The following is an 11,253-nucleotide window of genomic DNA, read 5'->3' as shown; positions in this document are numbered from 1 at the left end:
CTAACAAGGCGGCATATTTAATAAGTGAAGGTGGAACACACAGCGGAACGACAGTTACAGGTATTGGGAAAGATAAGCTCGGTCAAATTTATTATCGAGCGCTTACACAGTATTTAACTGAATCATCTACATTTAGTCAGTTACGTTCATCTTTAATCCAATCTGCTACTGACTTGTATGGAGATAATGGTTCTGAAGTTGCAGCAATATCAGCAGCATTTGATGCAGTAGGAGTACAATAATTATAAGTTGAGGCTCATTTCGAAAACTTCGTTGCTATTGTCAGTAATAAAAACGGTTTAAACGATTGACATCGTTTTTCTGCAGAAAAGGTACTACGAACGATGGTGATGTACGTATTTATTACTCGATTCGAAAAACAACAATCTATACGAAAACAGCCTAAGTAACAAATAGAGGATAGCTTAAAAGGGTAGGGCTATATGTCCAATAACTTCTTAAGTATCCTCTTTTTTGTGTGTAATATCCTCGTTATATCGTTTTATTAGTGGGGGGCATATTGTGCTTTTTATAAATAGCATATGAACCTAATAGCATAACGAGAAGTATCATGCCTAGGACGATAAAAAATGTGATTAGTAGTACTTTTGGTGTTAAGAAAATAAGAGGAAGCATGAGTATTCCTCCCACGAAGAGAACTTTTGCTAGAAAAAATCGAATGTTATTCCATGATTCATTTATAGCTGAATTTAATGGTGACACATTGTCAGTGTTCATTTTAAATTGTTGAATGACATTTCCAGTTACGATAAAAATGAACGCTAAACATAATGGTAATAGGAATAAAATGTTAACTTCATACCCTAAACCGTTTACGACCACTCCGATATAAACAGCAAAAACAATAAGCATCACTACCATTAAAATCTTTTCAACGTTTTGTTGAAATCTTCTGTATTGAGATTTTTTTTGTAAAACCCATGAACTAATAATAGCTGACATATAAACGGTGATGACAGATATTATTAAGCCAAACATGACATTGATTGTTGAAGTATAACTACTTGGTGTTCCAAAATTGTTAAATTTATTAGGTAGCTGTTCTGGTAAATATGGGTAAAGTAAAAAACTTGATCCAATTACCACAATAACGACAACTCTTGTAATCCATTTACTCATCGTTTAATCCTCCTTGTGTTGAAATTGTAAAACCCATTTCATTAAATCTTGAAAGACAGTCGTGTTAAGTGAATAAATAATGTACTGGCCCTTTCGTTCATCCCATACTAGGTCTGCTTGCTTTAGCAAATGCAAATGACGTGAAATGCTTGGCTTAGTCATATTAAAATGTTCAGCAATTTCTCCGGCTGTTAAGTCTTTGTTTTTTAGTAAATCTAAAATTTTTCGGCGGGTAGGATCAGACAAAGCTTTGAAGGCCAAATTTAGAGACATAGAAGTTCCCCCAAGAAGGTTTTTATTTTGATATTTAACTAATTAGCTAAATATTAATTTATATTTTACTGTGGTTGGGTTTATTTGTCAATATAAAATTGAAATAATTTACTTTTTGTAAACGGTGAATGAACAGATAGGACTAAATGAATAATGGATCAAAGCTACAAAGTTTAATAGCATAATCGCTTTGATCCATGACAGATTTAGAGGACCGGTCAAATGGATTTTATAATGTTGTTGTCTCTTTATCGTGGATTATCGTGCCACATTGAAAGCCCTCGCATATTTTCTTCATAGAGCCTACTTGATCAAAATTAAATATGTGTACAGGTAGATGGTGGTCTCTTGCTAACAGCAATGCGGATTGGTCCATTACTTTAATGTCTTTTTTGACGATATCATTGTAGTTTAATTTGCGGAACATTTTAGCTTGTGGATTGGCGTTCGGATCTGAATCAAAAACGCCTGAAGTACCTTGCTTTGCTACTAGTATGGCATCACTATTCATCTCAATAGCTCTTTGTACACTCGGATAATCGGTCGTAACAAACGGTTGGCCGTTTCCACCTCCAAAAATAATAATATAACCTTTATTTAAATGCTGGAGTGCGCGCAACCTTATATATGGCTCAGCAACCGATGTTACAGGAATAGATGTCATAACCCTCACTTCTTTGTTCGTAGTCGATGTCAGAACGCCACGTAGCATTAGACTATTAATAATTGTTCCTAATGTTCCTATATTATCTGCTTCCACACGGTCAATTCCCCACACATCAGCTAAGTGACCACGGAAGATGTTTCCTCCACCAATCACAATGGATACCTCAATGCCCATATTTACAATACTTAATACTTCTTTAGCAATATGATTTAATTTTTCAATGGAAAAGTTTTCACCATTATTATCGCTAAGTGCTCCTCCACTTAATTTTAATAGTACTCTATTGTAATTGTTCAACTCATCAATCCCCCAATATAAATAATGTAGCTTGATTCTTTAAAGAGCACATCTACGTTAGAATTTTAAGTTGTAATTATGGTGATCTCAGTTAATACGGTTTTCTAAGTCATTCAATTTAAATTTAAAGTTTTTCCAATTAATATTTGTTCCACAAAAGGAAGCCCTCCGTTAATAATAGATTTAATAGTTTCTTCTGACATTTGTCCACCATCTTTACTAGCAGTTACTAACATCACTCCAGAATTGGTACTGTCAGCCATTATTTTAATAAATTCAACTTTCGTAATGAGAGCCTCTTGAATATATGATGGAAAAACCAATGAGAAATAATAATCTTTATCTGTATAATTATTAATTTCAAATTGAAATTCCAGCTGTATTCGGTCATCGAACTCTGTTACTTTACTTTCTGTTTTTATGATTTCATAAGGTTTTTCTTCACCACAAGCTGTGAGAACAATACTAATTAAAAGAATTAATGGAAACAACAGGTGAATAGTCCTGTGCAAAACAATTTCTCCTCCCGAAATTAGTTTCTGAAACCTATGTTTTTGAAAAACTTCGTTTTAATGACGACGTGATGATTAATGTTGATAATCGTAGGGGGCATAGCTTAGTCAGTTTGCTAGGTGTTCTTCGTGGAGATTATTTCCGGTTTTCGTAATACTCTAGCATACTGGTATTGCGTAAAGCTCTTTTGTAAGCTCTGTTGCTTGAGTAACTGATGAGTTTTTTATAGTCTTTAGAGAAAGCTCTTTTCGTAAACTATGTTGCTATTGTTATCAAATTAGTACGATAAAAAGTGGTTATATAATGTTATTCATCGTTGTCCAGAAGAAAAGGTGCCACGAACGTTAGTTGTGTAGGTGTTCTTTCTTAATTACGAAAAACAACAATCAATGCGAAAACAGCCTTAGAGAAAGAAAGGTTCCCAAAACGTTCATAGCTCTTATTACAAGGTTGTCTTTGTGTTTTTCGTACAAATAAGTAAACAGGGATCAAGCTATTGTTTCTTGCATCTAGTTTTCTATATATGATGATAATCACATAAGACTTCTTTTTTACTGGAGTAATTTTGTATTAATAACAACAAAGGTTACAAAAAGCAACTCTATGCGAAAACAGCCTTGTGTATTTAGCTCAAACTGTCTAAATTATACTATTTATGAAACGTATGTCAATATTTAGTCATCAACTAACTATTAATATTAAACATGGCAATATGAAATCGGAATCAGATAAACTGTAATTTAACGCTTAATGAATATATGACTACGATAAATTAAAATTAATTTTATAAAATTAAAACTGTCAAAGTTACTTAGCAAATGCATGAATGCATTTATGGAAGAGGTATACAAGAAAAAATGTGAAATCGTTAATAGTGGGTGACAATATAGAAACAAGTACATATACATAACAATGGCAAAGGGTTAATTAAGGGAGGACAAATGTAGAGATATACAATATATATATCAAAATGCAGTGGTGTAAGCTTGTACATGAGTATTTGAGTAATATGGAAAAGTATATTAGCAAATTTCTTTAGATATTTTTCGTTAACTATGTTGCCTTTTTCACTAATATGATAATTTTTTGAGAAATTAATAACTGGTAGAAAAGATGCCACAAACGTTATATATATACGAGTTTATAACTAAGAACGAAAAGTAACATTCAATGCGAAAACACCCCTAATTTATGATAAAGCTATGTAATTTTATGAAGGGTTATATGAAATAATGAGTTGACGTATTTATATAAGCATTCTATTATATAAGCATATATTTATATTCTTATGATAACTAAGTTATGAAACTGAAAAAGTGATACACTTTGAATGATCTAGCTTAGAACAACAAATCGTTTAAACAAGAAAAAGTTCATACGTATTTCTCAGGATGAAAATAAAGCAACCTTTACTAAAGGGGGAGGACAAAATAGAATTACCTCATATTGAAATTGAGCATATGGCTAAGCAGATGAAATTGTTAGGTGATAAGACCCGCTTATCAATCATTGCACTTCTTTATCATGATGAATTTTGCGTATGTGAATTCGTAGATATTTTTGGAATGAGTCAGCCCGCAGTTAGTCAGCATTTGAGGAAATTAAAAGATAGTGGCCTTGTGAAAGAAAATCGAAAAAGTCAATGGATGATTTATTCTTTAAATACTGATAGTCAATACTATCCATTGATTCAAGATATAATGAAGTTCTTGCCCGATCAACTCGAAAAAATTAAAGAGCTTGAAAACAAGGGGTTACGCATATCATGTAAGTAGCCAAAAATGCATAGTAAAGGTAGTTGAAATATGAGAAAGAAGTTAATTTCAGAGTATTTAGGGACGTATTTTTTAGTATTCGCTGGGACAGGTGCCATCATCATTAATAGCATTACAAATAGCTTGACACATATAGGCATTGCGATTACGTTTGGGTTAGTAGTGATGGCATTAATTTATACGTTTGGGCACGTTTCTGGAGCACATTTTAATCCTGCTGTTACTGCTGCATTTATAGTTAATGGTGATATTGACTTACGAGAAGGGTTATACTATATCATTATTCAATTTCTCGCTGGGATCAGTGCGAGTGCATCGCTCTTATTGTTGTTTGGGGATGTGGCTAATTTAGGTGCCACGCTTCCACATGGTTCAGCAACTCAATCTTTCTTATTAGAAATCATTTTAACCTTTTTTCTTATGATGGTTATCTTTGGATCTGCAATACATGGCAAGGCTGTCAAATCCTTTGCAGGTATTGCGATTGGAGCGACTGTTGGACTCGAGGCGATGTTTGCAGGTCCTATTAGTGGAGCCTCGATGAACCCTGCACGCTCTCTCGGTCCTGCATTAATTTCGGGAACATTTGATCATCTATGGGTTTATATCATTGCTACCACAATTGGAGCAATCGCTGCTGCAGTAGTATACAAAACAATTCACGAATAAAAGGAGATAATACAATGACTAAAAAAAAGATCTACTTCTTATGTACTGGTAATTCATGTCGTAGCCAAATGGCTGAAGGTTGGGGTGAAAAATATTTAAGTGACGAATGGGATGTATATAGCGCTGGCCTTGAAGCACACGGTTTAAATCCAAATGCGGTGAAGGCGATGAATGAAGTTGGGATAGATATTTCTGAACAAACATCTGATGTCATCGATACAGAGATTTTACATTCCGCTGATTTAGTCGTTACACTATGTGGTCATGCTGATGAGCATTGTCCAGTTACACCTCCTCAAGTAAAACGTGTTCACTGGGGCTTTGATGACCCTGCAAAAGCGGAAGGGTCAGAAGCAGAAAGATGGGCATTTTTCCAACGTGTCCGTGATGAAATAGGTGAAAGAATAAAACAATTCTCAGATGAAGGAAGATAAAAAAGCAGAGGGTCAGTCACCCACCACTTTAAAGCGGTGGGCGACTGACCCCTATTTTTAATTTCTTTAAGCCATATACGACGGGACTATTTATAGGTTCTATTGCCATATCATCTACAAAATTCATTTCTGGAAAGTGCCTAATTAGTTTAGTTAAAGCTATTCTTGCTTCCATACGTGCAAGAGGTGCACCTAAACAAAAGTGTACGCCTTTTCCAAATGCTAGATGAGGGTTTGATGAACGGTCTAGTAGGAACTGGTCAGCTTGAGGAAATTTAGTTTCATCTCGATTGGCTGAACCAATATGTGCAACAACATAATCACCTGCTTTTAACAATTGTCCATGAAGTTCGATGTCTTGTTTAACGATCCGTTCCATTGCTTGAACAGGGGATCTGTATCTTAACACTTCTTCTATCGCAGGTACGAGCAATTGCTCATTTTGTTTTAGTTGTTCAAAAATAGTTCGATCGTCAAGAAAACAATAAACTGCATTTGTAATAAGGTTCGTTGTAGTCTCATTTCCAGCAACGAGCAATAATATACAAAAACCAATCAATTCATTTTGTGTTAATTTCTTTCCATCAACTTCAGCTTGAAGAAGTATTGAAATAATGTCATCTGAGAAATTGTTTCGTTTATGGTTAATCATTTCTGCGAAGAAACTCGTAAGGTCATTTATAGTTGAGGCATATTTTTCTTGCGCTGCCTTAATGGCTTCCTCTGACGTATCAGAAACCCCTTCAACGATATTATCCGACCATTCTTTAAATAAATGTAGTTCTTCAGTAGGAACACCCAGTATATTTGCAATAATAATAACAGGCAAAGGCATTGAAAATTCGTTGACGAGGTCAAAAGAATGCTTTCCATGTAAGTCTTCAATTAGCATATTTGAAATCCGTTCAATTTTCGACTCCCATGATTGCATTGCTTTAGGAGTGAATGACTTATTAACTAAATCTCTCATTTGTTTATGTCTAGGTGGATCGATAAAAAGAATACTTTCTCCGAAAGGGTCATTATCCTGCCCCTGATATCGAGCAGAAGAAAAATATTTATAATTACTTAATATAAAGCTTACATCATCATATTTAAACGCATCCCAATAGTTATACTCTGTATGTAAATGAATAGGATGATCTTTCCTCATTTTTTTGTACCATTCAAATGGCTCCCATTTTGTATACATCAAATGCTCAGTATCATTATTACCAATAACATTATCCAACTCGACACGCACCCTTCACTTTAAAATGGAAAATCTAAATATAATTATTCAAGTTAGAACTGTTATATACCTTCCTTCAAACAGTAATTCTTCAAGGGCGATATTAATAAAGGAAATATGGAAGTTGACAAATTACATTACATTATATATCGTAATATACAGATATATCGTATAATAAGATATTATAGAGGTGAACCTAAATGGATGAAGTAAAACGAGTGAATGATGCTTGGACAGATATATATTATTATATGCATATGACACATAAGGAATCGATCTCCCATCAAGCAATACGCATACTTCAGCATCTTGAGAAGAAGGGGAATTTGACAATAGGGGACATTTCGAAATATATGGAAATTAGTCATAATACTGCATCAGAGCATGTGAAGAGGCTAATTCATAAAGGGTATGTGAACAAAAAGAGAGATAATAACGATGAGCGTAGGGTGTATGTATTTCTTTCGAAACTAGGTCTGGATATTATTCATAAACATTCAAGACTGGATGAAGAAAAATTGACAGCTATCTTTTCATCTATTTCTCCAGAGCAGCTACAAGTGATTGATCAAGCTTTTACGATATTGCGGGAGGAGGCAGCTAAATGTACGTGATAGTAAAAATTCTAGTTTCTGCATTAATTATTGGTATTGTGACTGAAGTAGCGCGCAAATATCCATCGTATGGAGGTATTATCGCTGCGTTACCTCTCGTAAGTTTACTTAGCTTAATATGGTTATCATTCCAAGGTGAATCGTTAGTGAACTTAAGCAAATTTACAACAGGTGTACTAATCGGCATACCAGCTACAGTCGTTTTATTAGTAATTGTTGGGATATGTTTAAAATTAGCAATGCCACTAGTGTTTTCAATTGGGTTAGGGGTTCTTGGCTGGGCTAGCTTCTTATTTGTACAACAGCTTGTTATGAAAGTAGTTTGAACACATTTTATGAATCCAAACAAAGCCAAAGATAACATACCTTTGGCTTTGTTGAAGTTCTTTCCGTACTAACAAATAAGCATGTATCCTAGGCTTCGGGGCATTTTTTCTTTCCTTCAATATTGTAGGGACTATAGCAACAAAGTGTACGGAAAGAGCGTTCCAATTAGTTAATTAGGAATTTTTAATTAAAGACTATCACTATTAGAGTTTATACTATTTAAGATGTCCTCTTTTAATAGTTCTTTAACCTCTTCAAGAGTTTTACCTTCTGTATCGATACCATGCTTTTCAGCTCGGTCATACAATCTATCTTGGCGCTGTTCGAGCAATAAATCAACTATTTCTTCAGTTGTTTTACCTGTCGTATCTATGTCTAGTTCTGATGCACGCTCAAGTATTTTAGTATCTTTCTCTTCATCAGTTAGAGTGTTCCATTTTTCAGCAAATTGTTCCTTGTTCATTCTTTTGCCATGTGCTTTCCCACTACGTTCACCACTAGGAGCCTGGTCTTTGAGTAACTCTTTTACTTCATCAGCAGTTTTACCTTCTGTGTCAATTCCTTGTTCTTCTGCACGGTCAAATAGGCGCTGTTGGCGTTGTTCGTTAATTGAATCTATCACTTCATCAACAGTTTTTCCATCCGTATCAATCCCAAGCTCTTCTGCTCTTTCAAAAATCCTAGTTTCTTTTTCTTCATCAGATAGTTGACTCCATTTTTCAACGAAACTATCTTTATTCATCACTTGGTTTTGATTTTGTCCTCTTTGAAATAAACCACCGTTCTCATTAGCAAATGCATGACTAGCTCCTAGTCCACCTAAAGTTAACGCACCAGCAAGTGCAAATAATCCAATTTTTTTCACTTCTTTTCCTCCTCATCCGAGATATAATTATTGTTTCTACACTTATAGAATAGCCAAGAATGATGTGTAAACTATGATAATTTTATGTTAAATTGTGTGATTAACTCGTTAGTGCACACAACAAGTATTATGAGGAAAATTGATATAAATTAATAACCACGTTATTATTATAGTTAAATATGTAAGATAAAAGGTGAGGAGCATGGAGAATACGAATATTAAGCTAATGTTAAAATTACAAAGCTGGGATCCATTAGGTTATGGTATTGGCTTTTATGAAACTGAAAATATAGATGTACTACAAGCCATACATGAGTTAAATGACAAAATTGTTTTGGCGAAACGCATTCAATCAATTTATGAAAATTCCTTTGAGGAGTTAATTCCGCTTAGTGAATGTGAAATCATGGCGCAGGAGCTTTTGCAGATTGCTAACACAGAAATTTGTGATTTGTAAATGGAACAATCATTGAATACACAGGGGATTTAATATATAAGCTTTTATACCTATTCTATTTCAGAGTAGGTTTTTTTGCTTTTGCTTTAAACGATGGTAGTTATATTGCCTTCATTTAAAATATTTTTTAAATAACTGAATAAATTGAAATATTTGTTAAGTAAAATGCAACCCACAAAAACATATAAGTCAAAATGAACTAATATAGTAGGGTCACCGAAGAAAGGTGGTGAAAACGTGGACTATCGTATTGTTTCTTCTATAGTGTTCCTAATATCCTTATTTCTCGTCATACCTACATACGTGTCTGGGGCAAGCAATGGTAATGCAAACAAAGGCCATAAAGTAGAGAGTGAAATAAATATAACCAGCAAGAATAAAAATAACAACAAAGAAAAAGGAACATATAACAGTCAGGTGCAAAAAGAAGTTTCAAAAACTAAGAAAAATGAAAAACAGAATCAAGCTAAGGATGATCATAAAAACATTCAGTCAACCAAGAAGACTAATAATGGTAAAAAATCTTTTAAGAATACCAAAGTTCTAGACAAGCCAAAGAACAAGGCTAACCAACTGAAAAAGATAAAGAGTAGTCCATCTGATCAAGTTGTAAACCTTAGTGATGATGGACAGAAAGCCATTCAATTTAAGCAATCTATTATTAGGTCGACTAAAACTGAACAAAATATGCAAGAAAGAACAAAGTCAAGTACAACTAACTATAACTCAAGATCTGAAGAACAAAGTAAGAGAGAAATGCTACTAGGCTATATCTATGTTGTGGTAAATATTAATAACTTGCACAGTTCACCTAGCTCTTCTACTGATGGAGGAGGGCAAGGCTCTAACTTAAATCATCAATTACATGCGCTTGAATTAAATCAGCATAGATGGAAAATTTCACAGCAGACGGATTGTTTTTCAAATATCCAAGTCCTGAGCAATCAATGGATAAATGCGCCTCCTTCTCAACCGCCGGATTTATCTTCTTCTTGCTAATTATCAAAATAAATTTTAAAAGAAGAAGGAGAGATTATTAATGAAAAAGGTTGTTAAATCATTTGTTGTAGCGGGAGCAATTTCAGTGAGTCTATTAGTTGGAGCAGGTATGAGTGAAGCTTCAGAACAACAAGAAATAAGTGATATCCAAAGTGTTCAAAAATATGATGAGCGTGATGATATTGAGGAAGTAAAGACGAAGGAAAAAAACAATCCTTCTAAAGAAAATAAAGCAAACTCAAAAGCAAGTGAAAGAGCAAGTGAGAGAGCCAAAGAAAGGGCTTCAGAAAATTCAGCAGTGCATGCATCAATTGAGGAACATATTGAAAGTGATGATATCATAACAAAGCCTCAAAAAGATGAAGAAAGTATAAGAGATGATGATTCTGAGGATCAAGAAGTTAAGCGTGAAGAAGATAGTCAGGATAATGAAAATGCTGAAGAAGTAGACGAAGAATTAATCTCTGATAAAAAGACAAATCCATCTTCACAGAATAAAGTAAACTCAAAGGCCAGTATTAGAGCTAATCAACAAGCTAAAATACATGCGTCAGTTAACTCTGCGGTATATGCTACAATAGAAGAAGTGACGAATGATGAAGCTGAAGAAATCGCTAAAGAGCTTAAAGAACTAGCATTAGAAGAAGATGCTGAACAAGAAGTTACTGATGGAGAAAAGATAGATGAAGAAAATGTAGTAATAAATCACGTTGACAAAAAAACAAATCCATCTTTGGAGAATAAAGAAAACTCAAAAGCGAGTCATTCAGCGAGTGATTCAGCTAAAGAACATGCTGCAACAAACTCAGCCGTACATTTCATGTCATTAAAAGAAGAGGAAGAAATTGAGTAAATACATTTATGAAAGTTCTATCTGAAGGCTGAATAAATGAAAAAAAACAACGCTTGGTTATCCGAGGGCACTGAAAAACTTACAGTTTTTTATTCTTATAATCTGAACACAAAAAAAGGCAATTTATCCTCTAAAATGA

At 34.0% G+C, this 11,253-nt stretch carries 15 protein-coding genes; 9 read left to right on the top strand and 6 right to left on the bottom strand.

Features of this window, described 5'->3' with window-relative positions; translation table 11 throughout:
* Positions 1-242: M4 family metallopeptidase (locus JM172_RS23425; protein WP_214484797.1), on the top strand; the 242-nt coding region annotated here is incomplete at its 5' end.
* A 250-nt stretch (positions 243-492) separates the two neighbouring features.
* On the opposite strand, the gene JM172_RS23420 is transcribed toward JM172_RS23425, so the two are convergent.
* The 4 genes from JM172_RS23420 to JM172_RS23405 all read right to left on the bottom strand — a co-directional run bounded on the left by JM172_RS23420 (position 493) and on the right by JM172_RS23405 (position 2,868).
* Positions 493-1,140, bottom strand: a complete 648-nt coding sequence (locus JM172_RS23420; RefSeq protein ID WP_214484796.1) for an SdpI family protein — start codon at positions 1,138-1,140, stop codon at positions 493-495.
* A 3-nt stretch (positions 1,141-1,143) separates the two neighbouring features.
* Complete coding sequence (locus tag JM172_RS23415) at positions 1,144-1,413, bottom strand: autorepressor SdpR family transcription factor (RefSeq protein WP_214484795.1); 270 nt, start codon at positions 1,411-1,413, stop codon at positions 1,144-1,146.
* 229 nt (positions 1,414-1,642) lie between these two features.
* Positions 1,643-2,377 (bottom strand): UMP kinase, encoded by a 735-nt coding sequence (gene pyrH / locus JM172_RS23410; RefSeq protein WP_214484794.1) that lies wholly within the window; start codon positions 2,375-2,377, stop codon positions 1,643-1,645.
* A 113-nt stretch (positions 2,378-2,490) separates the two neighbouring features.
* Positions 2,491-2,868, bottom strand: coding sequence for a hypothetical protein (locus JM172_RS23405; protein ID WP_214484793.1), 378 nt, complete (start codon positions 2,866-2,868; stop codon positions 2,491-2,493).
* Between the two features lie 1,413 nt (positions 2,869-4,281).
* Between JM172_RS23405 and JM172_RS23400 the strand changes: the two genes are divergently transcribed.
* Genes JM172_RS23400 through arsC form a run of 3 tightly spaced genes read left to right on the top strand, consistent with a single transcriptional unit; the run spans position 4,282 to position 5,768 of the window.
* On the top strand, positions 4,282-4,665 hold the full coding sequence (locus tag JM172_RS23400; protein ID WP_250886860.1) for an ArsR/SmtB family transcription factor: 384 nt from the start codon (positions 4,282-4,284) through the stop codon (positions 4,663-4,665).
* 30 nt (positions 4,666-4,695) lie between these two features.
* The gene (locus tag JM172_RS23395; RefSeq protein WP_214484792.1) at positions 4,696-5,334 is read left to right on the top strand and encodes an aquaporin; all 639 of its coding nucleotides are present in this window, start codon (positions 4,696-4,698) and stop codon (positions 5,332-5,334) included.
* Between the two features lie 14 nt (positions 5,335-5,348).
* Positions 5,349-5,768 (top strand): arsenate reductase (thioredoxin), encoded by a 420-nt coding sequence (arsC, locus tag JM172_RS23390; RefSeq protein WP_214484791.1) that lies wholly within the window; start codon positions 5,349-5,351, stop codon positions 5,766-5,768.
* Between the two features lie 28 nt (positions 5,769-5,796).
* Here arsC and JM172_RS23385 read toward each other — a convergent pair whose 3' ends face one another.
* A complete protein-coding gene (locus JM172_RS23385) occupies positions 5,797-6,999 on the bottom strand; it encodes a cytochrome P450 (RefSeq protein WP_214484790.1) in 1,203 nt (400 codons plus the stop codon).
* Between the two features lie 200 nt (positions 7,000-7,199).
* Here JM172_RS23385 and JM172_RS23380 point away from each other — a divergent pair, with 200 nt between their 5' ends.
* A complete protein-coding gene (locus JM172_RS23380) occupies positions 7,200-7,613 on the top strand; it encodes a MarR family winged helix-turn-helix transcriptional regulator (RefSeq protein ID WP_214484789.1) in 414 nt (137 codons plus the stop codon).
* Positions 7,604-7,939: a DUF3147 family protein gene (locus JM172_RS23375; RefSeq protein WP_214484788.1), complete on the top strand. Its 336-nt coding sequence runs from the start codon at positions 7,604-7,606 to the stop codon at positions 7,937-7,939. The genes JM172_RS23380 and JM172_RS23375 overlap by 10 nt, the downstream gene beginning before the upstream one ends.
* A 188-nt stretch (positions 7,940-8,127) precedes the next feature.
* On the opposite strand, the gene JM172_RS23370 is transcribed toward JM172_RS23375, so the two are convergent.
* Positions 8,128-8,805 (bottom strand): hypothetical protein, encoded by a 678-nt coding sequence (locus tag JM172_RS23370; RefSeq protein WP_214484787.1) that lies wholly within the window; start codon positions 8,803-8,805, stop codon positions 8,128-8,130.
* 202 nt (positions 8,806-9,007) lie between these two features.
* On the opposite strand from JM172_RS23370, the gene JM172_RS23365 reads away from it, so the two are divergent.
* The 3 genes from JM172_RS23365 (at position 9,008) to JM172_RS23355 (ending at position 11,114) form a co-directional block, all read left to right on the top strand.
* A complete protein-coding gene (locus JM172_RS23365; RefSeq protein ID WP_214484786.1) occupies positions 9,008-9,262 on the top strand; it encodes a DUF1871 family protein in 255 nt (84 codons plus the stop codon).
* Between the two features lie 237 nt (positions 9,263-9,499).
* Positions 9,500-10,261 (top strand): hypothetical protein, encoded by a 762-nt coding sequence (locus tag JM172_RS23360; protein ID WP_214484785.1) that lies wholly within the window; start codon positions 9,500-9,502, stop codon positions 10,259-10,261.
* A 40-nt stretch (positions 10,262-10,301) separates the two neighbouring features.
* The gene (locus tag JM172_RS23355; RefSeq protein ID WP_214484784.1) at positions 10,302-11,114 is read left to right on the top strand and encodes a hypothetical protein; all 813 of its coding nucleotides are present in this window, start codon (positions 10,302-10,304) and stop codon (positions 11,112-11,114) included.
* Positions 11,115-11,253: the final 139 nt, after the last annotated feature.

The organism is Bacillus sp. SM2101 (genome assembly GCF_018588585.1).
Lineage (GTDB): Bacteria > Bacillota > Bacilli > Bacillales > SM2101 > Nanhaiella > Nanhaiella sioensis.
Note: the sequence above shows the minus strand (reverse complement) of the source record. Positions and strands in the feature narration are given on the sequence as shown.

What these genes read in the sequence shown, in the direction of transcription:
- JM172_RS23420 (WP_214484796.1), bottom strand. Translation starts at nt 1,140, where the DNA reads ATGAGTAAATGGATTACAAGAGTTGTCGTTATTGTGGTAATTGGATCA.
- JM172_RS23375 (WP_214484788.1), top strand. Translation starts at nt 7,604, where the DNA reads ATGTACGTGATAGTAAAAATTCTAGTTTCTGCATTAATTATTGGTATT.
- JM172_RS23400 (WP_250886860.1), top strand. Translation starts at nt 4,282, where the DNA reads ATGAAAATAAAGCAACCTTTACTAAAGGGGGAGGACAAAATAGAATTA.
- JM172_RS23395 (WP_214484792.1), top strand. Translation starts at nt 4,696, where the DNA reads ATGAGAAAGAAGTTAATTTCAGAGTATTTAGGGACGTATTTTTTAGTA.
- JM172_RS23380 (WP_214484789.1), top strand. Translation starts at nt 7,200, where the DNA reads ATGGATGAAGTAAAACGAGTGAATGATGCTTGGACAGATATATATTAT.
- arsC (WP_214484791.1), top strand. Translation starts at nt 5,349, where the DNA reads ATGACTAAAAAAAAGATCTACTTCTTATGTACTGGTAATTCATGTCGT.
- JM172_RS23355 (WP_214484784.1), top strand. Translation starts at nt 10,302, where the DNA reads ATGAAAAAGGTTGTTAAATCATTTGTTGTAGCGGGAGCAATTTCAGTG.
- JM172_RS23365 (WP_214484786.1), top strand. Translation starts at nt 9,008, where the DNA reads ATGGAGAATACGAATATTAAGCTAATGTTAAAATTACAAAGCTGGGAT.
- JM172_RS23415 (WP_214484795.1), bottom strand. Translation starts at nt 1,413, where the DNA reads ATGTCTCTAAATTTGGCCTTCAAAGCTTTGTCTGATCCTACCCGCCGA.